Source organism: Virgibacillus siamensis (genome assembly GCF_900162695.1).
Classification (GTDB): domain Bacteria; phylum Bacillota; class Bacilli; order Bacillales; family Amphibacillaceae; genus Lentibacillus; species Lentibacillus siamensis_A.
The window spans coordinates 805,305-829,362 of record NZ_FUIH01000007.1 but is presented as its reverse complement, the minus strand read 5'-3'; the positions used below and the strand labels follow the sequence as shown (position 1 = coordinate 829,362).

The 24,058-nt window shown below is 41.7% G+C and carries 25 protein-coding genes; 6 read left to right on the top strand and 19 right to left on the bottom strand.

What is annotated here, in order from left to right; genetic code table 11:
- Window positions 1–34 precede the first annotated feature (34 nt).
- The 4 genes from B1K71_RS07765 to B1K71_RS07750 form a co-directional block, all read right to left on the bottom strand.
- On the bottom strand, window positions 35–766 hold the full coding sequence (locus B1K71_RS07765) for an SDR family oxidoreductase (RefSeq protein ID WP_077325670.1): 732 nt from the start codon (window positions 764–766) through the stop codon (window positions 35–37).
- Between the two features lie 67 nt (window positions 767–833).
- Entirely contained in the window at window positions 834–1,904 is a 1,071-nt protein-coding gene (locus B1K71_RS07760) for a Ger(x)C family spore germination protein (RefSeq protein ID WP_077325668.1), read from the bottom strand.
- Entirely contained in the window at window positions 1,894–2,982 is a 1,089-nt protein-coding gene (locus tag B1K71_RS07755; RefSeq protein WP_077325666.1) for a GerAB/ArcD/ProY family transporter, read from the bottom strand. Before B1K71_RS07755 ends, B1K71_RS07760 begins: the two co-directional genes overlap by 11 nt.
- A 21-nt stretch (window positions 2,983–3,003) precedes the next feature.
- A complete protein-coding gene (locus tag B1K71_RS07750; protein ID WP_077325664.1) occupies window positions 3,004–4,458 on the bottom strand; it encodes a spore germination protein in 1,455 nt (484 codons plus the stop codon).
- A 339-nt stretch (window positions 4,459–4,797) separates the two neighbouring features.
- On the opposite strand from B1K71_RS07750, the gene uraA reads away from it, so the two are divergent.
- A complete protein-coding gene (gene uraA, locus B1K71_RS07745; RefSeq protein WP_077325662.1) occupies window positions 4,798–6,078 on the top strand; it encodes a uracil permease in 1,281 nt (426 codons plus the stop codon).
- Window positions 6,079–6,539: 461 nt separating this feature from the next.
- Here the strand turns inward: uraA and dacB are convergent, their stop codons facing one another.
- The 4 genes from dacB to B1K71_RS07725 all read right to left on the bottom strand — a co-directional run bounded on the left by dacB (window position 6,540) and on the right by B1K71_RS07725 (window position 9,507).
- A complete protein-coding gene (dacB, locus tag B1K71_RS07740) occupies window positions 6,540–7,898 on the bottom strand; it encodes a D-alanyl-D-alanine carboxypeptidase/D-alanyl-D-alanine endopeptidase (RefSeq protein ID WP_077325660.1) in 1,359 nt (452 codons plus the stop codon).
- A gap of 68 nt (window positions 7,899–7,966) precedes the next feature.
- Window positions 7,967–8,893 carry a hypothetical protein gene (locus B1K71_RS07735; protein WP_077325658.1) on the bottom strand — a complete coding sequence of 309 codons (927 nt, stop codon included), beginning with the start codon at window positions 8,891–8,893 and terminating at the stop codon, window positions 7,967–7,969.
- 147 nt (window positions 8,894–9,040) lie between these two features.
- Window positions 9,041–9,277, bottom strand: coding sequence for a stage VI sporulation protein F (locus B1K71_RS07730; protein ID WP_077325656.1), 237 nt, complete (start codon window positions 9,275–9,277; stop codon window positions 9,041–9,043).
- 110 nt (window positions 9,278–9,387) lie between these two features.
- Entirely contained in the window at window positions 9,388–9,507 is a 120-nt protein-coding gene (locus tag B1K71_RS07725; RefSeq protein ID WP_077325654.1) for a YjcZ family sporulation protein, read from the bottom strand.
- A gap of 358 nt (window positions 9,508–9,865) precedes the next feature.
- On the opposite strand from B1K71_RS07725, the gene B1K71_RS07715 reads away from it, so the two are divergent.
- Window positions 9,866–9,961 (top strand): YjcZ family sporulation protein, encoded by a 96-nt coding sequence (locus B1K71_RS07715; RefSeq protein ID WP_077325650.1) that lies wholly within the window; start codon window positions 9,866–9,868, stop codon window positions 9,959–9,961.
- A gap of 33 nt (window positions 9,962–9,994) precedes the next feature.
- Window positions 9,995–10,183 (top strand): YjcZ family sporulation protein, encoded by a 189-nt coding sequence (locus B1K71_RS20250; protein ID WP_077325648.1) that lies wholly within the window; start codon window positions 9,995–9,997, stop codon window positions 10,181–10,183.
- A gap of 168 nt (window positions 10,184–10,351) precedes the next feature.
- Here B1K71_RS20250 and B1K71_RS07705 read toward each other — a convergent pair whose 3' ends face one another.
- The 3 genes from B1K71_RS07705 to B1K71_RS07695 form a co-directional block, all read right to left on the bottom strand.
- Window positions 10,352–11,944, bottom strand: a complete 1,593-nt coding sequence (locus tag B1K71_RS07705; protein WP_077325646.1) for a long-chain-fatty-acid--CoA ligase — start codon at window positions 11,942–11,944, stop codon at window positions 10,352–10,354.
- Between the two features lie 223 nt (window positions 11,945–12,167).
- On the bottom strand, window positions 12,168–13,367 hold the full coding sequence (locus B1K71_RS07700) for a trans-sulfuration enzyme family protein (protein WP_077325644.1): 1,200 nt from the start codon (window positions 13,365–13,367) through the stop codon (window positions 12,168–12,170).
- Between the two features lie 52 nt (window positions 13,368–13,419).
- Window positions 13,420–14,076: a GntR family transcriptional regulator gene (locus B1K71_RS07695; RefSeq protein WP_077325642.1), complete on the bottom strand. Its 657-nt coding sequence runs from the start codon at window positions 14,074–14,076 to the stop codon at window positions 13,420–13,422.
- 156 nt (window positions 14,077–14,232) lie between these two features.
- On the opposite strand from B1K71_RS07695, the gene B1K71_RS07690 reads away from it, so the two are divergent.
- Window positions 14,233–14,922: a DUF421 domain-containing protein gene (locus B1K71_RS07690; RefSeq protein ID WP_077325640.1), complete on the top strand. Its 690-nt coding sequence runs from the start codon at window positions 14,233–14,235 to the stop codon at window positions 14,920–14,922.
- A 42-nt stretch (window positions 14,923–14,964) separates the two neighbouring features.
- Here B1K71_RS07690 and B1K71_RS07685 read toward each other — a convergent pair whose 3' ends face one another.
- Window positions 14,965–15,288 carry a DUF4870 domain-containing protein gene (locus B1K71_RS07685; protein WP_077325638.1) on the bottom strand — a complete coding sequence of 108 codons (324 nt, stop codon included), beginning with the start codon at window positions 15,286–15,288 and terminating at the stop codon, window positions 14,965–14,967.
- Window positions 15,289–15,486: 198 nt separating this feature from the next.
- Between B1K71_RS07685 and B1K71_RS07680 the strand changes: the two genes are divergently transcribed.
- Window positions 15,487–16,710 carry a dicarboxylate/amino acid:cation symporter gene (locus B1K71_RS07680; protein ID WP_077325637.1) on the top strand — a complete coding sequence of 408 codons (1,224 nt, stop codon included), beginning with the start codon at window positions 15,487–15,489 and terminating at the stop codon, window positions 16,708–16,710.
- Window positions 16,711–16,916: 206 nt separating this feature from the next.
- On the opposite strand, the gene B1K71_RS07675 is transcribed toward B1K71_RS07680, so the two are convergent.
- The 3 genes from B1K71_RS07675 to ectA all read right to left on the bottom strand — a co-directional run bounded on the left by B1K71_RS07675 (window position 16,917) and on the right by ectA (window position 19,232).
- Complete coding sequence (locus B1K71_RS07675; RefSeq protein WP_077325636.1) at window positions 16,917–17,303, bottom strand: ectoine synthase; 387 nt, start codon at window positions 17,301–17,303, stop codon at window positions 16,917–16,919.
- A gap of 119 nt (window positions 17,304–17,422) precedes the next feature.
- Window positions 17,423–18,667 (bottom strand): diaminobutyrate--2-oxoglutarate transaminase, encoded by a 1,245-nt coding sequence (ectB, locus tag B1K71_RS07670; protein WP_077330119.1) that lies wholly within the window; start codon window positions 18,665–18,667, stop codon window positions 17,423–17,425.
- Window positions 18,668–18,716: 49 nt separating this feature from the next.
- Window positions 18,717–19,232 carry a diaminobutyrate acetyltransferase gene (ectA, locus tag B1K71_RS07665; RefSeq protein ID WP_077325635.1) on the bottom strand — a complete coding sequence of 172 codons (516 nt, stop codon included), beginning with the start codon at window positions 19,230–19,232 and terminating at the stop codon, window positions 18,717–18,719.
- Between the two features lie 328 nt (window positions 19,233–19,560).
- On the opposite strand from ectA, the gene B1K71_RS07660 reads away from it, so the two are divergent.
- The gene (locus tag B1K71_RS07660) at window positions 19,561–19,866 is read left to right on the top strand and encodes a hypothetical protein (RefSeq protein WP_077325634.1); all 306 of its coding nucleotides are present in this window, start codon (window positions 19,561–19,563) and stop codon (window positions 19,864–19,866) included.
- Window positions 19,867–19,912: 46 nt separating this feature from the next.
- Here B1K71_RS07660 and B1K71_RS07655 read toward each other — a convergent pair whose 3' ends face one another.
- Genes B1K71_RS07655 through qoxA form a run of 4 tightly spaced genes read right to left on the bottom strand, consistent with a single transcriptional unit; the run spans window position 19,913 to window position 23,811 of the window.
- The gene (locus B1K71_RS07655; RefSeq protein ID WP_077325633.1) at window positions 19,913–20,290 is read right to left on the bottom strand and encodes a cytochrome C oxidase subunit IV family protein; all 378 of its coding nucleotides are present in this window, start codon (window positions 20,288–20,290) and stop codon (window positions 19,913–19,915) included.
- 1 nt (window position 20,291) lies between these two features.
- Window positions 20,292–20,900: a cytochrome aa3 quinol oxidase subunit III gene (gene qoxC, locus B1K71_RS07650; RefSeq protein WP_077325632.1), complete on the bottom strand. Its 609-nt coding sequence runs from the start codon at window positions 20,898–20,900 to the stop codon at window positions 20,292–20,294.
- The gene (gene qoxB / locus B1K71_RS07645) at window positions 20,893–22,836 is read right to left on the bottom strand and encodes a cytochrome aa3 quinol oxidase subunit I (protein WP_077325631.1); all 1,944 of its coding nucleotides are present in this window, start codon (window positions 22,834–22,836) and stop codon (window positions 20,893–20,895) included. The genes qoxC and qoxB overlap by 8 nt, the downstream gene beginning before the upstream one ends.
- 21 nt (window positions 22,837–22,857) lie before the next feature.
- The gene (gene qoxA, locus B1K71_RS07640; RefSeq protein WP_077325630.1) at window positions 22,858–23,811 is read right to left on the bottom strand and encodes a cytochrome aa3 quinol oxidase subunit II; all 954 of its coding nucleotides are present in this window, start codon (window positions 23,809–23,811) and stop codon (window positions 22,858–22,860) included.
- Window positions 23,812–24,058: the final 247 nt, after the last annotated feature.

Here is a 24,058-nt window from a genome sequence, read left to right as displayed (position 1 = left end):
ACAAGTGTCCCAGCCCCTGAACTAAATGTATATGTTAAACTGGTCTGACTGTTACCTCATTAACATTCACATAATCAGGCTGTGTTACTGCATAGACAACCGCACGTGCGATATCATCCGCCTTGAGCTTGCGGTTGTTTTCCTTCACCTTGCCGATCAGTTCTTCATCAGTACCATGTGTGGCAAGATCTGTATCAACCGCTCCCGGTGAAATATTGGTCACTCTTACCCCAGTTCTGGCCAGTTCTTTTTCCAGTCCCATCGACAATGCACGTACAGCAAATTTCGTGGCACTGTACACCGCATTAACTTTGGAAACCTCCAATCCCGCAACAGAAGCAACATTGACGAGATGCCCGGTTTTTCGTTCAAGCATTTTCGGCAGAACTGAATTAATTCCATAAAGGACCCCTTTGATATTTACATCAACCATCCGATCCCATTCATCGACATGACCGTTTTGGACTTTTGACAACAGCATCAGACCGGCGTTGTTTATATAAATATCAACCTCACCAAAGGTATCCGCCGTTTTCTCAGCAAGGAAATCTACCTCTCCTTTATTTGTAACATCCGTTTCTACTGCTATTGCTTTCCCATTGCCTTTTTTATTTATCGAGTCAACCAGTTCATCGAGTTTGTCTTTCCGGCGGGCAGCAAGAACCACGTTTGCCCCTTCTTCAGCCAGATGTGCAGCAATTGCAGAACCGATTCCACTACTTGCTCCGGTAATTACTGCAGTCTTTCCTGATAGTTTATTTGCCATATTTACAACCTCCCTATAACGGATAGTATATCAAATCTCCATTCCTATTTCGTTTGAAACGAATCCGTTATCGGCGTGTACCAAATTCAGCAATTGTAAATTTCGTGTCCACATCAATTTGCAGTGTTGGATAGGCTTCTTTGAACTTTTTGCTATTGTAATCCCGGAATCTGCTTTTCACAATTTCTTCAATAGCCAGCGGATCGACATTTTCCTCCTGGAATCCTTTAATCAATTCAACCGATTTACTGCTGATATCCTTCGCGAACCTCTTTATAATTTGATCTTTCTTTCTAACCCCGCCTTTTCCGGTAAATTCCCTGACTACAGCATTAATTTTCAATGTAATATTTACCTTTAGTAGCCCATTTTTTTTGGTAACACCAACTTTTCGAGTCGAATCGATATTCTGAATGGCAGCATTATATTTTTTCGTTTCCAAAAAATACTGCCCATCTTGCATGTTTTCATGCAGCATTTTAAACAGCATCACATCTTTAGATGGAATTGTAGTGACATATTTATCCTTATCAAATATGGCCAGACCATTAATTTGCGGAATACCATCCACCATTTTAAATACCGGCAAATACGGATCAGCGACCTTGCTTGCCACCTCACCGCTGAATTGTTTCAAATTGATAATGGGCAGATTCCCGTTCTTTGAATTATGTTCAATGAGATCCGATAAATAGACCCCGGCTCCTTTGTTGGATTTAATGGAATTCAACATATCATAGGTTGAACCATCGACAATCGCCAAATGCAGTTGACTTCCTATACTCGGATCTCTTAGCAGATAATCAATAAATTCGCTGATACCTTTACTGGCAAGTTCTTTGTTGAACAGCACGACTTCCAGTTTACCATTGAGCAGCTCTTCTGATGCCTGGCGATTCAGCTTACTTCTATTTTCATAAACCATTGCCGCAGTATCCGTAAAAACAAGGTCAACGAGTTGACCCTGAATTAAAAAATTGGGTGCGACAACGGTACCTTGTATCGTATTTTCATCAACATAATCATACCCGGCGACGGTGACCATATAAATCTGATCGATTACTTGTTTCGGCATTTTAAAATTATAGATCAGACTAACGACAATGAGTAATAAAATAACACCATATTTAAGACGCATTTTTGCTCACCTTTCTGCGAATCCAATGCAGAACAAACAATATCGGGATATAAACAAACAGAAAATAACTGCCTATCTTGCCAGCAATACTATTTAAAAAATTGACCCCTTTACGATCGTCGAACAGCAAGCAGGCAATAAAAATAATTCCCAGCAGGACATAGGTTATTTTCCGGTGTGATATATTGAGTTGTCTGGAAAGTGCACGCCCGCTTGCCCATGTATATAAAGCAATGTTGGGAAGAATGGAAAAGAATAATGTGGCAATACCGAAGTATTCGAAACGGGCTATTATAGGCAGCTCCATGATTTTCCATAACCCCAATGTGGCCCATATCGTCTCCTTTAATTCGTACTGGTTATAATATACGAATGACACAACACAAATCAATGTATACAAAAGTGTTATATACAGATTCCCATAATGGGCATTTTTTTGAGATGTCCTTGCCTTCTCCACAAATGGATAAAAAACAAGCAGCGCGGCAAAGCCCATGAAGTTCAAAATTGCTAAATAGCTCGATTGAATAATTTCAATAACGGTATGATCCAGAACAGGCATAATATTTGCCACCCGTGAATATTTCAACGGGAAGAACATTGTCAATATTAGAAATGATGGATACACGACACCAAAAAAACTAACACCGACAACTGTCCTGAATTTGCCGTTAATAATATAATAAATAAGCGGCAGCAGAAAAAGCATCGTGGCCCATATACTCAAATGCGGGAACATCCATACCTGGATAATTTCCAAATACGTTCGCATAACGACAATTGCCAGAGCCAACATATAAATGGAAAATATAACAGTAAGAACTGAACCAATCCATTTGCCAAGTACAAAAGTGTGAATGGATACAATATCCCCATACTCATCCTTGTTCAGCATTGCATACATAATCCAAATAACAGCACTGATGCCGACTCCCGCGAGCATCACTGATATCCATGCGTCGTGTCCTGCATATTTAATGATGACACTTTGAAACCCCAGCACTCCAACTCCAACCTGGGAGGCTGTAATAACAAAAAACACCATCAACGGCGACACTTTGTCTTTAGCTTTTATCATAGCGCGATCCCTCTAAACTAGTTATTCTCCTTCAGTTGGCCGGTCAACTTTTGACGGACGGACAAGATATGGCCGTTTGTTTTGCATATTAAAAGGAAGCCGGATAAAAGCATCTTTCAAATCCTTAAACCGGAACGGATAAACCGGTTCAAGAAACGGCCTTCCCAATGATGTCAATCTAATTAAATGCACCATGATATACGCGATACAGACCGCTATACCGAAAATACCATATACATGCGCAGCGATAAGCAATGGAAAGCGGATCAGGCGAATGGTATTGCCCATCTGATAGACGGGTGTCGTAAATGATGCCAATGCAGCCAACGCAATTAATATTAACAGCACATTACTTGTCAAACCCGCCTCAACAGACGCCGTACCAATAACAATACCACCAACGATACCGATCGTCTGACCGATTTTGGTCGGCAGCCTTGCCCCGGCTTCTCTGAGCAGTTCAATGGTTAATTCAAGAATGATTGCCTCCAGAATCGGCTGAAATGGCACAAGTGTCCTCGAACTGATTAGGGGCCCCAGCAAGGCTTTCGGAATAACTTCAAAATGATGTGTCAAAACAGCAACATACAATGGTGTTATCAAAATAGAAAAGAATACTGCGAAAAGCCTGATCATCCGGAAAGTTGACGCAATCGTCCAATTAAGAAAATAATCCTCAAACGCCGAAAAAAACTCAACAAGCGTTGTCGGTCCAATTAACACATGTGGAGATCCATCAACAAAAATAGCTACTTTCCCTTCAACCAGAACAGACGCAATTCGGTCAGGACGCTCCGTATCCAAAAGCTGCGGGAAAGGAGAATTCTTATTGTCGGCTATCGTTTGCTGAATAAACGAACTATCAATAACCTGGTCAATTTCAATATCATTTATCCGCTGTATCGCTGTGTTCACATTTTCTTCATCGACAATTCCTTTAATCGACACTACAGCCACCTTCGTTTTGGTTACTGTACCAACTGTCATTGTCTGGATATCCAATTCCGGAATCGCCAATCGCTTTTTGACAAGATTTAAGTTCGTATCAATATTTTCAATGAATGCTTCTTTCGGACCGACAACACTGAATTCCACTTCTGGAACACTGACTTGCCGGGATTTTTTTAACGGAATTGGAATGAGCAGAAACTGTCCGGATTCATTTTTCGGATAAAGAATCAGGTAACCTTGAATTAGTTTTTGTTTTAATTCGTCCGCGTGATCGGATATGCCGGTCTTCGTTATCGGCACAATTTGATCAATCTCATCCAGTGTCTCAAAATCACCCTGCTGCAAATACGGCATAACCGACTTTTCCAGTTTTTCCTGATCAATGGAAGTCTTTAAGTATCCAAGCGTTACAGGGAATTCATTCTGTTCAAATTGATATTCAACGAAGTCATCATTCTGTCTGAATTCCTCCAACGCTTTCGTTAATTCGCGATCCTTCTTTCGTTCTTCTCGCTTCTTTTTCATGAATACAACCTCTTCATTCCATACAAGTTATAACGTTAGTATGATGGTCTTAGCAGATTATATTCACTGGCACTGTGAAAATAGTGAACTCGACATTTTTCGAAAAACCATTGACACATCTTCAGGAAATTGTCATAATAATTAAGATAAATGGAATACGGTTACCTTTAATTCGGTCCTGTGAGACTGACAAGGTGGTAACATATGAATCTTTGTGGAGCAGCGCATTTTCTGGAAATAAGTGTGTGTGCTTTATTCAAAACACCTTGTCCTGTTGTGGACAAGGTGTTTTTTTATTATTGCTGAAGCCATTAAATACAATAAAGGGAGCATAAAACTATGAAGCAAAAGGAAATTCAAGTCCAGGAACGACTGCCATTCTTGCAAAGTTTGCCGCTTGGTCTGCAGCATTTGTTTGCCATGTTTGGTTCAACAGTCCTTGTACCGGTGTTATTCGGGGTTGATCCCGCGACCATTTTATTCATGAACGGAATTGGCACGTTATTATATATTTTTATTACAAAAGGGAAAATCCCGGCATATCTTGGTTCAAGTTTTGCATTTATATCCCCGGTTTTCGTCGTTCTGGGGCAATATACCGGTGGACAGGGGTATGGTTATGTACTGGGAGGCTTTCTCGCCGTGGGGGTCATTTTATGCATTGTTGCTATGATTATCCATGCTGCTGGTACTGCATGGATAGATGTCATTTTTCCTCCTGCGGCAATGGGAGCAATTGTTGCTGTTATTGGATTGGAGCTGGTACCAACTGCTGCTGAAATGGCTGGCTGGATTGCACCGGCAGATGCGGGTGATACATGGGCAGTAGACCCATCAACGGCAATGGTTTCCTTTTTAACGCTGGCAATCACCATTATTTGCTGGGTTACGATGCGTGGCTTTTTAAAAATCATCCCTATTTTAATCGGGATTATTACCGGATACGTGATTGCCTTTTTCTTTGGCATTGTGGATTTCACAAAAGTGCAGGAGGCAGCCTGGATTACCATGCCAACATATTACGAGATGAAATTTGACTGGTCGGCCATTTTAGTCATTATTCCGGCAGCACTTGTTATTATCCCGGAACATATCGGCCACTTGTTTGTGACAGGAAACATTGTTAAAAAAGATTTGACGAAAGACCCCGGACTTGACCGGTCATTGTTGGGAAACGGTATTTCGACCATTATTTCCAGCTTTTTCGGTTCCACCCCAAATACAACTTACGGGGAAAACATCGGGGTGCTTGCGATAACACGGGTTTACTCCACCTGGATTATTGGAATGGCTGCTGTTATTGCGGTTGTGCTCTCCTTCTGCGGTAAACTTGCTGCATTAATTTCATCCATTCCAACTCCAGTAATGGGCGGCATATCCTTATTATTATTCGGAATCATTGCAGCCAGCGGAATCCGGATGCTTGTCGAAGGGCAAATCGATTATAATAAGTCGCAAAACCTGATCCTAACCTGTGTTGTACTTGTTATCGGCATAAGCGGCGCCACAATAAAATTAGGATCTGTTGCATTAACCGGCATGGGACTGGCCACTGTTGTTGCTATCATTCTGAGTCTTTTCTTTAAGGTGCTGGATATCTTGAAGTTGTCGAATGAGTAACAGCCATGATTATTTCCCGTTAAAAGGGGGTTGGGACATATCAAAAACGTGCAATTCAAAAGACGAACAATTAGGGGATTATCGGAGGAAATATAGGTAGACTCCTTGAAAAAGGAATACACTTTTTCTGCGTGCGATGTAACGCTCCGCAGCTTTCCTTGTCCTGCGGGAAGAGAGGCATAGGTGAGACCCCGCAGTGCGACGAGCATTACTTCTGCCGAATATGCTTCGAGTTGCGAGGAGTGATTCTCCATTGAAACACTTGCAACACGACGAGCACCAAGCACGAGGAGGCTCAGCAGCCGCCCGCGGTAAAGAAGACACTGCGAAACGATAGTTGAGCAGATGTCGCACTTATGCTCCAAAAGTGAAAGCGAAGTATATTTCCGGAGCGGCTATACGCTCCAGTAGTTGTTCAGATTTTTCTATGGATAAAACACTTTTGTTCCAGCCTCTTTGTCTCAGCACTGGCTTGCGATGATTTCAATCAATTTATCCTCGATTTCCGGTCCATCCTCTTCATCCAATAAATTATTGAGCATGATGGAAAAAATAAGCTTGCGTCCACTATCAGTTCGAACATATCCTGACAGTGTACTGACGCCAAAAATAGTACCGGTTTTTGCTCGAACATCCAATCCACTCATCCGGTTTCTTAATGTACCGCCAACCATTCGATTTTCTACACCAGCAACTGGCAGCGCCGTCAAGTACGTATCAAACCACTTTTTCCTTTGCAGCTTATACAATAATCTGGTTAATTCATTTGGCGGAATAAGATCAGCGTGCGATATACCAGAACCATCCCGCATTATCAGATTATCCGGATTTAGTCCCAATCCATGCAGTTTCTTTTCAATGACATCTATCCCTTTTTCCCAGCTGCCTTCCCCGTGAACAATACTGCCCATTTCTTTTACCAATATTTCCGCGATTGTGTTGTTACTCAATTTCATAAGCGGATTCAGCATTTCAGATAATGGAATAGATTCGTGTGTAAAAAGAACTTCCCCATCTTTTGGAGTCTGACCTGTTCTTATGTCACCCTTCCACGTAACCCCTTGCTTTTGTAATGATTGTTCAAACAGATTCAATGCATAACGGGTCGGTTCCCATACTGCTATCCATTCCTTGATGACAGGTGTTCCAGCAGGGATAGCGCCTTCCACAATTAATGTGTTGCCGCCATGAACACGATGAATTACTAAATCTTTTTCGACAGCCGATTCACGGGTCACTGCAGTATTTTTCACCTGTACATAATCTGTCCCGGGTGAAATCGTAACCATCGGCTTTTCCCCAACTTTACCAGGCATAACTTCAACAATGACAGAACCTGCATCATAGTCTTCATTTGGCGAGACTGTCAGTGCAGAAATCTGCGCCCCATAATACCAGTGTTCGTCCGACCAAATCATATCCGGAGAAAGACGGATATGATCGTACCAATGATCATCCCCGATAATATCCCCTTTCATGACATGGATACCGCGTGATTTTATACTCTTGGCAAATTGATCAAAATCAGCAGGCAACAGGGTTGGATCTCCTTTTCCCCGTAAAATTAAATCACCGTACAACGTATGATCCTGTATGTCTCCTGTTTTTAATACTTCCGATTGAAATGTATAACGTTCACCCAGAACAGATAGTGCAGCTGCTGATGTCAGTAATTTCATATTTGAGGCGGGATGGAGCCGGACATCACCCATGTGTTCATACAGGATATTGCCGGTATCTGCATCCCGAATACTGATACCGGCAATTGCTCCATCAAGTTCAGGTGTATTTTGCAGTAAACTGTCCATCTGTTTTACCATCAATTTCCCTCCCTCCTTTATACTAATGGTACGATCTTTCGTCTTGCCGAGGGTAGAATATACCACATTTATTTATCTCTTAAATATTTATCCGGCAAATCAAGTTGATAATTGTTCACAAGCTTTCTGTTTTCCACCGCAAAACGGTCTTGCAGTGTGTGCCGCAGTTCATCAGGAAGTTCAAATTTTTGATAGTTCAATGAATAGCTCACCTTGTTTTGCAAAAACATTCTCGGCGACAGATTACCTAGTTTGGGTATTTTGACAGCTGGTATAATACCTTCTTTATGTACCCCTGTTTTAAAATACTTGTTCAGCCGTCTGGCGATTTTCAGCTGCAGCACGCCATAACTCTTATTCGTCCTTCTGACACCGCCAGCCTTATTATAAGATGGAATAGCCTTTTCCCCCATAAAATTTAGCAATTTCAGCATTTCTTTTTCCGCATTTTCTTTAAAATGCTCATAAACCATGATATATAGACTGTCTTTCCCAAAAAACTTCTCTATCAGTCGGAAATAACGATGAAATTCGAAATTCTGAAGGGAGCCATTTTGCTCACAGTATTGTAAATAGCCTTCTGCTGACCGAACACCGCCCTGATGAATATATTGCACGTAAAGGGAACTGAATAAGTCTGCCTGCTCCCGGATGCCGATAATAACATGGACATCAAATTCTTCTTCAGGAAATATACGGCGCAGGTCCCGCAAGACCCCCCGCTGCCGCTTTGCTTTTTTCGGTGCAAAAGGGCTGCCTGAAAGTCCTTCATACGAAATAAGCAGTGGTTGTCCATTATCGAAACTTAGAAAAAGCTTTCTAAGCTTTACAATATCCTCATCTGATATTTTTCTTCTGAGTCTGATGATCCGTAATTCATTCTTGATATCTTTTTGCCTGATGTAATTAACTTGCAGTAACTCCGGATAGATATATTGCTGCAAAAATGTTGTCGCTGTTTTATGGTACCCAAGGTGTAAAAAAACTTTTTTCATATATTTGGTCTCCTTTAACTTGAAAGACTGGCTTTTCTGTTCTGTTATTTTAACATATTCCTGCTCTCTGAATGCGAAAAATTAAATGAAGCTCTATCTTCAAAAACAAAAACCCGCCGCAATGGGCAGGTTTCATTAAGAATATGATTACAGCATTTTCGAGATGGTTGATTGATTGATTTTCTTCCCTTTTAATGCTTTTACAATCATGTCCTCAGTCTGCTTGGATACCCGTTTATTCGCCATCCTTGAAACTTGTTTTACAAGTCTTCTGATGTTTTGTTCATTGGACAGATCCATACCGTTCACAGACTTGGCCAGTTTCATAATATCATTACTGTTAACACCGGTTTTTTGTTCCACTTTTTTCATCATATCGCTCATTCAATATCACCCCTTCCCACTACTCACTGCATCTATATAAAAGGAGGTATTTGTTAATTTGTTGGGATTCCTTTGCATGAGTACCCCCATGCAAAGGATTTGTTTCATTTTTAATAGCCGTTGTAGCCGCCGCCGAATCCGCCACCATTCACATACGTTGCACCAACAATGATAAGCAGGATAAACAGAACAACTACCATCGCAAAGTTATTACCACCTGAATAACTCATGTATTATCACCTCCTTTGCGGCACTTACTTCATCGTATGAAATAGTAAACACTATCTGGCATTGCATCTGTCCATATTTTGCAAATAAAGGCGAATAGCTTAACAGTTGAAAAGAGCCTTCCGTAAAAGGCTCTTCTTTGCCGGGGGCGTAAGTGATATATAAAAGGAATTGGATGAATACTACAACATATGTCTTCAGGAAAAGGTTGCGCGGGCGGAGTACACAGATAATGATGAAAAGGGTATCTACCCTGATTACTTTATCCAGCCCAAATATCGCCAAATTTAGGGGAATACCCATATCATTGGACGTTCATCTACATACAGTAATGTAAACGGTTATGGAGGTGTCGTGGAAATGAGTGAATCATATGGCCATGGCGGCGGTTTCGCTTTAATCGTCGTACTGTTCATCCTGCTCATCATTGTCGGAGCAGCATATATGGGATGTTAGTTAAAGCTAAATTAAGGTAAAGGAGTGTTTTTTATGGAGTTTGGACCTAAGTATGGTTCCAACTATGGAGGATATAACGGTAATGTTGGAGGTGCCGGATACAACCACGGTGGAAACACAGCTGGAGCCGGATATGGCTGCAGTTGCGGATACGGTGATGGATTTACGTTAATCGTTGTATTATTTATCCTTCTTATCATCGTTGGCACGGCATGGTGTTAAGATATAAAACCTTCGCATCTTCTGATAATGGTTGTTGATTCCCCGTCATTCATGGGGAATCAATAACCAGTTTCTTTATAAAATAATGACCGGTTATCTTATTTGAGATATCCGGTCATTATTTTTGCATCGGGCAATTCTCTCAAAATTCCCTCTGTTCGTTTCCTGTCAATTAACTTTTTTCGGTCCATCCCAGTTCATTTCACGCAAACGGAATTTCTGCAGTTTTCCGGTTGCCGTTTTTGGCAGCGCATCGACAAATTCGACCTCTTTCGGGGCTTTAAAATGGGCCATGTTATCACGGCAAAAAGAAATAATTTCATCTTCAGTTACTTCTGCATCCGGGTAGCGTACGATAATCGCTTTTGGCACCTCCCCCCATTTTTCATTCGGAATGGAAATAACAGCTGTCTCCATAACTGCAGGATGTTTGTACAGAATCCCTTCCACCTCGGTTGAGGATATATTCTCACCGCCGGAAATAATCATATCCTTGGCGCGATCACGAATTTCGATATACCCGTCCGGATACGTTACTGCCAGATCACCAGTGTAAAACCAGCCATCTTTAATGGCTGAGGCTGTCCTTTCAGGGTCCTTGTAATACCCCTCCATTATCACGTTTCCGCGGGTTATGATTTCACCAAGTTCCTCTCCATCCCAGGCAACCTCTTTTCCATCCGGATGAACCACTTTTGTTTCACCATTAAAAGCAAGTTCTATCCCCTGCCTTGCCTTTATGACTGCCTGTTCATCAGGAGACTTACCATGGAATTCATTTTTCCACTCGCAGTACAAAATAAATGGTGAGGTTTCAGTGAGCCCATATACATGAATCATGTTTAAGCCGAGAATATCCTGAGCTTTCCCGATTAATGCCGCAGCAGGAGGGGCGCCGGCCGTGGCCATGCGGGGTTTCGTTTGTATATCAATTTCCTTCGCGTTTGGTTCATTTACGAGCATATTGATCACTGTTGGAGCCCCGCACAACAGTGATATATTTTTCTTATCAAACAATTCAAGAATAAGCGGCGGATCTACTTTTCGGAGACATACGTGCGTACCACCTGCTGCCGTTATCGCCCAGACACCGCCCCAGCCATTCGCATGAAACATCGGCAAAGTATGCAAATACACATCATCATGATTAACACCAAGATGATACATGAAATTAGCGGCATTCAAATAATTCGCCCGATGTGTCAGCATAACCCCTTTTGGCTTTGAGGTCGTTCCGCTCGTATAATTCAGGGTCAGCATCTGATTTTCATCAATTTCAACCTCTGGTACTTCCGCATCATACGGCACATGCGTAAGAAACGCTTCATAATCCACACTTTTCAACGAAGAATGATGCCCGGGAACAGCAACAACAACAATTTCTTCCAGCGACAGATTTTCTGCTATGTCTTCAATAGGTTCGGCAAATTCTGCATCGACAATTAAGATTTTTGCATCACTATGATTGATGATATAACCGAGATCTTCCGCGTCAAGGCGATAATTCAGCGGAACCATTACAGCACCAAGCTGGCCAATTCCATAAAAACGTTCGAGCATATAATGCGTATTTGGAAGCATTACCGCAACATGATCACTTTCCCGAATACCAGCATTATGCAGTGCCGCTGATAGTTGATTAGTCCGTTCGCCAAATTCTTTATAAGTGAACTCTTTCTCCTCATCAATTACAGCAGTTTTATCCGGATAGTACTTTACCGCACGTCGTTTCCAATCCAGTGGTGTTAACGGTGAAAACATGATTACCAGCCCCTTTGTTTGTAAATTCAAAATTATTAAACCCTATAACCATGATAATTTACCTATGGTATTCTGACAAGCAAAAGGGAAGAACCTTTGAAATTATTAAACAATGATATATGTCCTCTGTATTGTGAATGTGTACAATCGATGAAGCTGACATAAAGATGGCTGGGACAAAAATGTTTAAATGTCCCAGCCTCGTCATACAAGATATCTCTGCTTATTGTAAAATTTTCATCTGTGCGGCCACTTCATCCAGTGCCTGTTTTAGATCAGCGATAATATCATCAGCTTCCTCCAGCCCCGCTGACAAACGGATTAAACCATCTGTGACACCAAAACAGGCCCGTTTTTCAGGCGGTATCGATGCATGGGTCATTGATGCCGGATGTTGGACGAGTGTTTCCGTGTCCCCCAGACTAAATGAAATCATCGCCAATTCAAGTTTATCAAGAAACAGCTTGCTGGCTTGCATACCGCCTCTTACCTCAAATGAAACAATACCACCCATACGCTTCATTTGCTTTTTGGCCAGTTCATGCTGTGGATGGGATTCAAGACCAGGGTAAAAAACAGCTTCAATCATTGGATGTGATTCCAAAAATCTTGCAGTCGCTTGTGCATTTATACAGTGCTGCCTCATCCGTAACACAAGTGTTTTCAGGCCGCGGATAATCAAGAACGCATCCCAGGCATTTAATTGCTGTCCCAAATCACCCATAAACTTTTTGCGCATCGTTTCAATCGTCGTTTTTTCACCAGCAATAAATCCAGCAAGAACATCTCCATGACCATTCAGATATTTAGTCGCACTGTGAAGTACAATATCCGCCCCGCATGCCAGCGGATTTTGCAAGTATGGGCTCATAAAGGTATTATCAACAATTAGTGAAACATCATATTCATTGCATATTGCTGAGATCTGTTCAATATCCAGGATTGTAAGTCTTGGATTGGAAGGTGTTTCCATATAGACAGCTTTTGTTTCCTGTTTCATTGCTCTTGCAATATTCTTGGTATCCGTACAGTCCACAAAGCTAACATCAATTCCAAAACGCGGTGCAAGTGAGTCTAAAAAACTGTATGTACCGCCATATACATCTTTTGTCACGATAATGTGATCTCCGTTCCCCAAAAATGCCAGCAAAGCAGTTGAAATTGCTGCCATTCCGCTTGCAAGCCCTAGGCATTCCTCTGCCCCCTCCATTGCGGCAATTTTCTTTTCAAGCGTTCGGACAGTTGGATTCCCGTAACGCCCATAATATGTTCCATCTTTTTCCCCGGAGACAACAGCAGCAGCGTCATCCGCTGATTTAAAAGCATACGCCACTGCCGGCGTGATACTTTGGGTGATCATGCCTGTATCTTTATCTGGCTGCAGTCTTTCATGAATCATTTTCGTGCCGATTTTCCACCCCATAAACTCTATTCATCCTCTCTTTGTATTTTTGTATACAATTATTATGAAAAAATTAAATAAATGTTCTTATTCTTTCGACTGCCTTTTCCATGCTGCGGTTTACATGCTGCTGTGCAGCATGTTCTGCATTTTTTTCATCCCCATTAACGATATAATCAAGAATCAGAGCATGGTCATCTTTTTTCCCTTCTATCCGCTCGCTCCTGCCTAACAGCCCCAGACGTCGGTAACGGTTTATGCGGTCATTCAGCAAATTTAATATTTTGGCAGCAGTACGATTCCCGCTGATTTCGTACAAATAGGCATGAAATTGCATACCATACTTCACCTGTTCTGTCTCTGCCCCCTGTTCAGACGATTCTTGCAGCATTCTGACCAAATGCTTTAGGTACAGTTTATCCTTTTCAGTTGCATGTTTTGCCGCATCCCGGGCCACATAACCCTCCAGCAGACTTCGAACATTAAAAATATCCCTGGCTTCCGAAACAGAAATAGGCGCAACTTTTAAGCGTCCATTCGGCTTCCGCACCAACAGTTCCTCATACTCAAGCTGCTGCAATGCGCTGCGCAATGGTGTCCTGCTTACATCAAATTCCCGGGCCAGATTTTCCTCCACAATATTCTCATCAGGCTGCAAACTGCCGGAAATAATTTTATCTTTGATTTCGGCATACACATAATCTTTTGTAATCACTCGGCTGTTGCTCATGCATCTTCATTCCTTTTACAATTGTATACAATTATACTGAATTAATTTCTATGCAATGTCAACCTTTTTTCTGAAAAATATGAAGCCGTTAACATGACAAAAATGTAAATAGACATGACAAAGGTACGCATACTATTTTTGAGGTGTTACAAGCAAATGATGCTATTTATTGGTCAGGTTATTCTAATCTATATCATTACCATAATTGCAATCAGGCTTTTGGGTAAAGCCACTTTCGCGCAATTAACCGCACATGATTTAACAGGTATATTTTTCGTTGTCTCCCTCGCGGCGGGTCCGCTTTTTACAGCAAGCATATTTAAGGCGGTTGCCGGAATAGTTACGGTTGTAATTATACACATTATTTTTTCCAGACTCACACTGGTTAACAAATTAAACAAGCCGTTCATCGGTCACCCAACCATTGTAGTAAAACACGGCAAACTAATTAAAAATAATTTGAAAAGGTCCAGGTTCACATTAGTGGAGCTATTATCAAATTTACGGGAGAAAGGATATCCGGACATAACCTCAATTGAATTTGCTTTAATTGAAACAAACGGAAACATCAGCATCCTTCCCCGACAAGAAATGTCCCCAGTCACGCCGAAACAACTTGGCATCGAAACCGATTTCCAGGGAATGCCGATGGCGGTTGTGATTGAAGGAGAAATTCAACATCAGAATCTTAAATTAATCGGAAAAAACCGGGATTGGCTGGTCAATGAACTACAGGCAACAGGTTATAAAGATTTCAACCGGATTTTTTACGCCGCAGTCCGTGACAGCACAAACTCACTAACAGTTGATACAGGGGAAGGAGACTCAGGAAGGATCAAAGAATAGAAAAAGCGCATATCACACTCAAGCATATGCGCACCACTACTATTAACGTATTAACCTGAAAATAAACGGAATCCGGTATTTTTCTCCACCGTATGCTTTTACCAATGCGATAATCGTAAAGATAAAAGCCGCGAAGCCAATGATAAAAATGAGTACAAAACCAATTAAAATAATCATTAAAATGGTACAAACAATACTGTAAACCGTGTATGAAATCAGAAAGTTAAAATACTCCTTGCCATGGTAATCAATAAAATCGGATTCTTCACGCTTCAATAACCAAATTATCAGCGGTCCCAATATCGGCACAAAAAAACTGAGCAGGTAAATCAGCATCGCAAACAAACGCTCATCACTATTTGTCATGTTGCTCCCCCTCCTTTTTTACTGCTATTGCTGCTATTTTACCATACTTACCCGGAATAAATGTAAGTATGGTACATGTCCTCTCTCCTTCTTTCCTGCTTTCAGGCAAAAGAAATCCGTTTGACACCCATGTAATTTACCTTCTGAACTTTCTTTTCCAGACATATTCTTTTAAAAAGGAAAGGAGGTTGAAATACGATGGGTAAAATCCGTAATATAGGACTGCTCCCGCAAATACTGATTGCGTTTGTTGCTGCAGTGCTCGCAGGAATTATTTTCGGACCGGCCATTGACATTGTGCAGCCCCTCGGAGATCTTTTTCTGCGTCTTATTCAATTCATCATTGTTCCACTCGTAATGGCGTCACTTGTTGTAGGGGTTGCCAGTACAGGCAGTATGCGTACACTGGGCAGGATCGGTGGAAAAACTATTGCATATTACCTGGCAACAACGTTAATTGCCGTAACGATTGGGCTTCTTGCGGGGCTATTGTTTTCACCTGGAGCTGGTGTGGATATCTCAAATGCCGGAGAAATTCCGGAAGCGACAAAAACTGGTTCCGTCGTTGACATTTTACTAAACATTATTCCAACCAATCCGCTTTCAAGTTTGGCCAGCGGAAACATTCTACAAGTTATTTTCTTTTCGCTATTCCTTGGTGTAGGTATTACAATGGTTGGAGAAAAAGCACAGCCTGTTTATCGCTTTTTTGATGGACTTGCTGAAATTATGTACAAAATTACATGGGCAATCATGAAGCTTATCCCACTTGGAATTTTTGGTCTGCTGGCACCGATCATTGGTGAATACGGACTGTCTGTTCTGATGCCGCTCATTAAACTGATCTCTGTCGTCGCTATTGCCTGTATTGTGCACGCACTTATCACGTATTCAATTGTTGTTAAATCACTGGGAAAAATAAGTCCGTGGCAATTTTTCAAAGGAATCGCTCCGGCAAGTCTTGTTGCATTCAGTACACAAAGCAGCTCCGGAACATTACCGGTCACCATTAAATGTTCAGAAGACAACCTTGAAGTATCGAAAAAAATATCCAGTTTCGTGCTTCCATTGGGGGCAACCATTAACATGGATGGAACGTCACTATACTTAAGTGTGGCCACATTGTTTACTGCACAAGCCTTTGGTATCGATATGACAGTAGGCCAAATGCTGCTTGTTGTACTGATTGCGACGTTGGGTTCAATCGGCACTGCAGGGGTGCCTGGTGCGGGACTTGTCATGTTGACCATGGTCTTGACTGCGGTGAATCTGCCATTGGAGGGGATTGCACTAATTGCAGGTGTTGATCGCTTTATGGACATGTTCCGGACATCTGTCAATATAACCGGTGATGCTGCAGGGGCATTGATTGTTCATAAGTCGGAAAGCGAATTCAAGGATGACAATATCGAGGTAAGTTAACCTTTTTTGGCATTGCTTGAAAAATTGCTTTTGACATACCTGCTGTAATTGTGAACTTGAGCGGGAAAATTGTGAACTTCAGCCGAATGGAACGCACTTTGAGCCGATTTGTACAAATTTGAGCCGAAATCACCTCAACTTGAGCCAAAACAACAAATAAAAAGGCAACGGGCACTTTAACCAGTGCGCGTTGCCTTTTAAAATTTCTATTCAGTCAACAGTGGATAGTATCCTTCTTCATTGTGTGTTTCCGTGCCGACAAGCGGTGGATTAAACACACATACCATACGCATTTGCGTACGTGCACGCAGATAATGCTTATCGTGATCGTTCAAAATATACATCGTGCCGGGCTTAATCTGGTGAACTTCGCCTTTAGCAATATCTTCAATTTCACCTTCACCCTCAATGCAGTAAACTGCCTCAATGTGGTTTTTATACCAAAAATAGTTATTCGTCCCAGCTTTGATAATCGTATCATTCATGCTGAAACCAACCCCGTCTTTATTAAGCAAAAACCGGCGGCTGCTCCAATTTTCATCAGATGTTTCGTCTTCTGTACCTACAATATTTTCCAGTGATTTTACAATCATTAAAAATTCCCCTTTTCTCTGTACCAGATTATTTTTTGGATTGGCAATCCGTCCCGCCGAAAGACTTTAGTCGGCGAGCATGACTGCCTGGTTCTTGTAATACTGTATCGTTTCTCTAATTACGAAAGTGCAGCTTTAATACTTTCTTCTAAAATGTCAAGTCCTTCCTTCAGTCCCGCTTCATCAATAATAAGCGGTGGGAGGAATTTGACAACTTCATCTTTCGGTCCTGATGTCTCAACAATCAGTCCGCGTTTAAATGCTTCTGCACAAATTTCGTTGGCAAGCCCATCTTTGTGAATAGCAATACCCTGCATCAAGCCTCTGCCGCGTGCTTCACCATTCAAAGCAGGGTATCCTTCAATCAAGGCATCAATCGCATTGCGCAATAATTTGGCTTTTTCCATAATTGATTTGCTGAATTCATCTGTTTCCCAGCGGGTAAGTGCTTCCGTCGCCGCGATAAATGCCATATTATTTCCACGGAATGTACCATTATGCTCACCTGGTCCCCACTGATCGTATTCAGGCTTAATCAGAGTAATTGCCATTGGCAGACCGATTCCGCCGATTGACTTGGATAAGCAAACAATGTCCGGATTAATGCCAGCTGGCTCAAAACTGAAGAAGGTTCCAGTTCTGCCGCAGCCTGCCTGAACATCATCAACAATCAGCAGAATATCCCATTTCCGGCAAACTTCTTCCACTTTTTTCAGCCATTCCATTCTTGCGGCGTTAATTCCGCCTTCACCTTGAACGGTTTCCAAAATGATTGCGGCTGGCAGTGCTACGCCGCTTCCACTGTCTTCCAAAAAGCGTTCAAGATATGCAATTGAATCATGTTCTTCCACATAATCATCGAATGGCATTGCCACAGAATGATGAAGCGGAACACCCGCACCGCGCCGTTTAAATGAATTACCTGTTACGGATAACGACCCAATTGTCATGCCATGAAAAGCATTTGTAAAATTAATTACCGTATCACGGCCCGTCACTTTTCTGGCAATTTTCAAGGCACTCTCTACTGTGTTTGTGCCTGTTGGTCCTGGAAACATTATTTTATAGTCGAGTTTACGAGGTGTTAAAATAACTTCTTTAAAGCGTTCCAAAAACTCTTTTCTTGGAGTTGTTGCCATGTCGAGGCTGTGAATGACACCATCATTTTTAATATACTCAATTAATTTTTCCTGCATAACATCATCATTGTGACCATAACTCAGTGCACCTGCACCGGCGAAAAAATCAATATATTCTTTTCCATCTATGTCCCAAAGCTTATAACCTTTAGCTTTTTCAAATATCGTTGGCCACCCGCGGCTGTAGCTTCTAACCGCAGATTCAATTTCTTCAAACGTTTTCATTTTCTCATTATCCAGCACTGCTGTTGTCACGAAATCATCCCTTTATACATTATTTTTGATATTCAAAAGGTCCAATCTTATACAAAGATTCGTCCTCATGACCTGTTCGCGGGAAATCAATGGATAAAAAGTAATTTCCGACCACACAATTCGTATCCATCTTGTTGGCAAGTCCCATGAACAGATGCTGTGAAGCAATATTTGACGGTGAAACTGTCGCTTCCACGTAGCGGACATCATTGCAGCAATTCCGATCCAGCAATTCAAACAACATTCTCGTTGCAAGACCATGACCTCGCTGCTTTTCATCTACTGCCACCTGCCAAATAAAGAGCGTATCCGGCTTATCCGGACGAATGAACCCGGATATAAATCCGACTACTTCATCCTCTTTTTTTACAACGATGGAAGTTTCTGAAAAGATTTCACACCACATGAGATAGCTGTACGAAGAGTTTACGTCAAGCACCCCTGTGCCTTCCACAAGCTCCCATACGGCAGCTCCATCATCCTTGGAAGGGATTTGAAAATGAAAATCGTCCGTTTTTTCCCTAGTTTTTACCATAACATCCTTTACGTCGTTCTGGATGCTCCCACCTCCTGTCCGTTTGTTTTAAAAAATGTACTCTACAAGCTTAAATAGAATGCGCTGTTTCGTCAAAAAGGATTAAGCAGTATTTAGCATGTTTAATCGGTATTAATTACGATTAGCCCGAACTAAACTCGTATAGGATAAAAAAAGCTTGGAAATATAAGCAAATAAACACAATCCTTCCCTTATTTAAAAAATCAAGTGGGAAATTTGAAGTTTTTGTGTCTTTTTTTCAAAATATCTGTTACAATATAATTAGAAAACGGTTTCATGAATCAGTTTTCAGAAGGGGATGATTTTCATGGGTATCATAGTGATGTTTGTAGCACTGGCAACACTAACACCGTTTTTGTTTATTCATCTAAATAAAAAAATACCGGCAGTGCTGCAGGCAATCCTGGTATTCGGCATGTGGTTCTATTACCTTGAAGCAGCATTCTTTGTGGCACCGGGAGCCTTTTCCATAACGTGGTTCATGTTCTACGGCAGCCTGATACTTGCTGAGGTTGCATGGATCATGTTCATTATCCAAATGGTTAAGTTCTCAATGACAAAAGCCAAAACTTACCGCGAACAACGACTTAAAGATCCTATTAGTGAATTGTAAAAAAACCCTCTCTCCACATTCGGAGAGAGGGTTTTTCAGGCCTTATTTACATGTCATCCATTTCGTGATCCATTTGTTCCTGCTGCATATTTTGATGCTGGCTGTCCATGTCCATATCGCCCATATCAAAAGCCCATATCATAGTGAACAAGGAACCAGCTACAACAATGCCGACCATTATCGAAGCGTGAAACATCATATTCCATGGTCCATGGCCAACACCTTCTGTCTCGGTCAAATGCATAAACAGGAATAGTTGAATGGCCGCTTGTATAACTGCCATCGTAAGTGTCCCAGCAATAATCCAGCCATCAGACAGACCCGAGTCGAGCGCTACCCAGGCAGCGGCAATTGTCAGTATAAGTGACAGTGCAAAACCTATTATGTGCTTAACTGGTATTTTTCCTGAATGTTTTTTATCCATTTTACATCACCATCCCAAACAAATAGATACAAGTAAAAAGGAAAATCCAAACTACGTCCAAGAAATGCCAGTAAAGTCCAATGATAAATACCTTATGGCTCGAAAAGTTTGTAATACCTCGCTGAAACAGCTGGATAATGAGCATAATCATCCAACCGGTACCGAATGTCACGTGCAATCCGTGTGTCCCGGCCAGTATGAAAAACGAAGACCAGTAAGCACTTGTTTGCAGGGTCGCACCTTCATGTGTTGCGTATTTATAAAATTCCTCAATCTCAAGTCCAAGGAATGAAAATCCCAACAGTAAAGTAATAATCAGCCAAGTAATTAAACCCTTTGTGTTTCCTCGGCGCATTTCGTGAATTCCAACACCGCAAGTAAAACTGCTTGTCAAAAGGATGAACGTCATCAGCAGGGCACTCTTTGCTTCGAAAATTTCACTTGGCACCGGGCCATCAGCGGTACGTCCAAACATTACTGCATATGTTGCAAACAAAGTTGAGAATAGTACAACCTCGGCAGCAAGGAAAATCCAAAAACCAGTAATATTCAATCTCCCATGCTCCGTGCGGTATTCCAACGGGCCGGTTTTAAGATTTTGTTCACTCATCATCTAACCCCCTTGCTGAACGTTCAAAGCGTTTAATTTCATCCACTTCAATATGATAACCTTCATCATACTCAAAGGACCTCAGGATCATCATTATAATTCCGCCTGCCAGAAAGATTGCTGCAGCAGTTACCCACTCAAATACAAGAGCAAAACTGGCGAAGAACAGAATCAGCATCATGATAAACGGTTTCCCTGAACTGCTTGGCATATGAATTGGTTCCAATTTACTTTCATCATAAGTCGTTTCACCATTTTTCTTCATTTCCAATAACGCGTCGTAACCGACATTGTCCGGTAACGTTGCAAAATTATAGGAAGGAATTGGTGTCGGCGTAGCCCACTCAAGCGTTCTGCCATCCCACGAATCGCCTGTTTTTTCCCGTTCACTGTAACGGAAGCTGTAATAAATTGCATATACGAAGATGGCAAATCCAACTCCCATGCCAAATGCGCCAATCGTTGAAAGGAAATTAAGCGTAAACCACTCTGGTACAGAATGGAAAACTCTTCTACGCATTCCATCCAATCCCACGAAAAACTGTGGCAGGAAGCATACATGGAAACCAATAACAAAGAACCAGAAAGCCCATTTGCTTAATGTTTCATTCAATTTATGCCCGAACATTTTCGGATACCAGAAAACCAGTCCCGCGAAACAGGCAAATACAGTTCCAGGTATCAGGACATAGTGGAAATGCGCCACCAGGAAGTACGAGTTATGATACTGGTAATCCGTCGCCGCCATTCCAAGCATAACACCGGTAATACCACCGATAACAAAGCTTGGAACAAATGCAAGTGACCAAAGCATTGGTGATGTAAACTCCATTTTTGATTTGTACATCGTTGCCAGCCAGTTGAATATCTTTACCCCGGTAGGCACGGCAATCAGCATCGTTGAAATGGAAAATACCGAATTGACAAATGCGCCTGTACCCATTGTAAAGAAATGGTGCACCCACGTCGTAAAACTCAGTCCGGCAATAACGATAATCGACCAAACCATAACGTTATAGCCAAACAGTCTCTTCCGTGCAAAGGTTGCAATAACCTCCGAGAAAATACCGAATGCCGGTAATATAACGATATAAACTTCCGGATGTCCCCACATCCAGAATAAGTTAGCCCACATCATAGGCAAGCCTTCTCCTGCCAATGTAAAGAAATGGGAATCGAAAATACGGTCAATGGTTAAAAGTGCCAAGTTTACCGTCAAAATCGGAAAAGCAAAAATGATAATAAACGTTGTAATCAATGTGGACCATGTGAAAATCGGCATCTGAAACATTTTCATACCAGGTGCCCGCATTTTCAAAATGGTTACCATCAAGTTAATACCTGTTGCCAGTGTACCAATACCGGCTAATTGAAGACCCATTAAATAAAAGTTCTGTCCGGGTCCGGGACTCATTGCCGCTCCTGCAAGTGGTGTGTAACTCGTCCAGCCTGCATCAGGTGAACCCCCGATTACAAATGAAAGGTTAAACAGCATTGCCCCGAAGAAAAATGACCAGAAACTAATTGCATTCACGTATGGAAATGCAAAGTCGCGGGCTCCAATCTGTAATGGAACAATAATATTCATTAAGCCGATTAAAAACGGCATCGCCATAAAGATAATCATTACAGTTCCATGTGTTGTAAATATCTCATCATAGTGCTGTGCACCAAGGAAATTCATACTTGGAAATGCAAGCTGCACACGCATCATCAGAGCGTCCATTCCTCCGCGGAACAACATTGCCAATGCACTCAAAAGATACATAATTCCAATTTTTTTATGGTCAACTGTGGTTAGCCATTCACGCCACAGCCAAGTCCATTTTTTGAAATAGGTAAGGATGAAAATGATTGCTGATGACACCAGAACAATAGCAACCATACCCGCGTAAATCAACGGTTCACCCGTTACAAGCAATTGATCAAGCCCCATTGTTTCACCTGCTTTCTTATTTTACTTCCAATCTTCATGATACTTCTCGCGATGTTCTGCATCGTTTTTCAGTTCCTGCTTGCCGTCATAGAATTCTTTGCCATACAGTTTAATGGCATAATCCATTCCGGCCATGGTTCCGTGATCAACCCACTGCAGATGTGTCGAAGAAAATGTAGAACGACCGACAATGCTTGGTGCCAGAAGTTCATGATACTTATCCTTCGTTAATTTAGGAGCATTCTGCTTTTTGGTGCTTACCCAATCCCGGAACTTTTTACTGTCTTCCGCATAAACTTTAAACGTCTGCTCGGTGAATCCTAATCCGGTAAAGTTCGAGTTTGAACCGTCATATACCCCCGGTTCATCCGCCTGCAGATAAAGGATATTGCGCATGCCGGCCATATTGTACATTTGACCGCCTAATGCCGGAATCCATAACGCTGCCATCGAACCAGTTGATTGCAACCGGAATTCAACAGGACGATCCGTCGGAATGTGCAAATAGTTCACTGTTTCGATACCCTGCTCCGGATAACTGAAAAACCATTTCCAGTCAGATGATGTTGCATGGATAACCAATGGGTCCTTCCCGCTGGCAGATTCCGGCGGTTCCTCAAAATCAAACAATGTCGTCACAGTTGGAACGGCCAAAGCTATCACAATTATAAATGGAATAACTGTCCATATCGTCTCAATCAGCTTATTCCCGTGCATATCCGGTTTATAGTCGTCCTCGCTGCGATTTTTCTTTCCTGCACGGTATTTAAACAAAAATATCGTAAACGGTATCCAAACCATCAGACAAACCGCGCCCATAAAATACAACGAATAAATGATTAAATCGCGCTGTTTCTCTGCTATTGGCCCCGCTGGATCAAATACCACCATTTGGTCACAACCGCTTAACAGAAAAATCATACCTAAGAGCAATAATGTATACCATTTTTTAGAATGTTTTTTCCGTAACTTCATGAAATCCCTCCCGCTGTCAGTCATTTTTAGCCTACCCTTCAAAAATCATTCGATCATAGTTTACCAAATCCACTATAAAGTTGTACCAAGGTAAATACTGATTTTATGCGTGTTTATAAATTTGTTGAATTTCTGTTACAAAATGTTCTAAATTTCAAGCGCTTACATGGAAAAATGCTTTTTTTCACAAATTTCTGCGCCATTTTTCCCACACATGTTCAATGATTCCTTATTATCCTCCCAATTA

Excerpts from the sequence above, each read along its gene's own strand:
- B1K71_RS07730 (WP_077325656.1), bottom strand. The coding sequence starts at position 9,277 with ATGAGCGATATGATGAAAAAAGTGGAACAAAAAACCGGTGTTAACAGT.
- dacB (WP_077325660.1), bottom strand. The coding sequence starts at position 7,898 with ATGGTAAAACAGATGGACAGTTTACTGCAAAATACACCTGAACTTGAT.
- B1K71_RS20250 (WP_077325648.1), top strand. The coding sequence starts at position 9,995 with ATGGAGTTTGGACCTAAGTATGGTTCCAACTATGGAGGATATAACGGT.
- qoxA (WP_077325630.1), bottom strand. The coding sequence starts at position 23,811 with ATGAAGTTACGGAAAAAACATTCTAAAAAATGGTATACATTATTGCTC.
- B1K71_RS07765 (WP_077325670.1), bottom strand. The coding sequence starts at position 766 with ATGGCAAATAAACTATCAGGAAAGACTGCAGTAATTACCGGAGCAAGT.
- ectB (WP_077330119.1), bottom strand. The coding sequence starts at position 18,667 with ATGAAAACGTTTGAAGAAATTGAATCTGCGGTTAGAAGCTACAGCCGC.
- B1K71_RS07660 (WP_077325634.1), top strand. The coding sequence starts at position 19,561 with ATGGGTATCATAGTGATGTTTGTAGCACTGGCAACACTAACACCGTTT.
- B1K71_RS07705 (WP_077325646.1), bottom strand. The coding sequence starts at position 11,944 with ATGTTTTCACCGTTAACACCACTGGATTGGAAACGACGTGCGGTAAAG.
- B1K71_RS07725 (WP_077325654.1), bottom strand. The coding sequence starts at position 9,507 with ATGAGTTATTCAGGTGGTAATAACTTTGCGATGGTAGTTGTTCTGTTT.
- uraA (WP_077325662.1), top strand. The coding sequence starts at position 4,798 with ATGAAGCAAAAGGAAATTCAAGTCCAGGAACGACTGCCATTCTTGCAA.
- B1K71_RS07735 (WP_077325658.1), bottom strand. The coding sequence starts at position 8,893 with ATGAAAAAAGTTTTTTTACACCTTGGGTACCATAAAACAGCGACAACA.
- B1K71_RS07685 (WP_077325638.1), bottom strand. The coding sequence starts at position 15,288 with ATGACAAATAGTGATGAGCGTTTGTTTGCGATGCTGATTTACCTGCTC.
- B1K71_RS07690 (WP_077325640.1), top strand. The coding sequence starts at position 14,233 with ATGATGCTATTTATTGGTCAGGTTATTCTAATCTATATCATTACCATA.
- B1K71_RS07715 (WP_077325650.1), top strand. The coding sequence starts at position 9,866 with ATGAGTGAATCATATGGCCATGGCGGCGGTTTCGCTTTAATCGTCGTA.
- ectA (WP_077325635.1), bottom strand. The coding sequence starts at position 19,232 with ATGGTAAAAACTAGGGAAAAAACGGACGATTTTCATTTTCAAATCCCT.
- B1K71_RS07750 (WP_077325664.1), bottom strand. The coding sequence starts at position 4,458 with ATGAAAAAGAAGCGAGAAGAACGAAAGAAGGATCGCGAATTAACGAAA.
- B1K71_RS07675 (WP_077325636.1), bottom strand. The coding sequence starts at position 17,303 with ATGATTGTAAAATCACTGGAAAATATTGTAGGTACAGAAGACGAAACA.
- B1K71_RS07680 (WP_077325637.1), top strand. The coding sequence starts at position 15,487 with ATGGGTAAAATCCGTAATATAGGACTGCTCCCGCAAATACTGATTGCG.
- B1K71_RS07760 (WP_077325668.1), bottom strand. The coding sequence starts at position 1,904 with ATGCGTCTTAAATATGGTGTTATTTTATTACTCATTGTCGTTAGTCTG.
- qoxB (WP_077325631.1), bottom strand. The coding sequence starts at position 22,836 with ATGGGGCTTGATCAATTGCTTGTAACGGGTGAACCGTTGATTTACGCG.
- B1K71_RS07755 (WP_077325666.1), bottom strand. The coding sequence starts at position 2,982 with ATGATAAAAGCTAAAGACAAAGTGTCGCCGTTGATGGTGTTTTTTGTT.
- B1K71_RS07700 (WP_077325644.1), bottom strand. The coding sequence starts at position 13,367 with ATGGGGTGGAAAATCGGCACGAAAATGATTCATGAAAGACTGCAGCCA.
- qoxC (WP_077325632.1), bottom strand. The coding sequence starts at position 20,900 with ATGAGTGAACAAAATCTTAAAACCGGCCCGTTGGAATACCGCACGGAG.
- B1K71_RS07655 (WP_077325633.1), bottom strand. The coding sequence starts at position 20,290 with ATGGATAAAAAACATTCAGGAAAAATACCAGTTAAGCACATAATAGGT.
- B1K71_RS07695 (WP_077325642.1), bottom strand. The coding sequence starts at position 14,076 with ATGAGCAACAGCCGAGTGATTACAAAAGATTATGTGTATGCCGAAATC.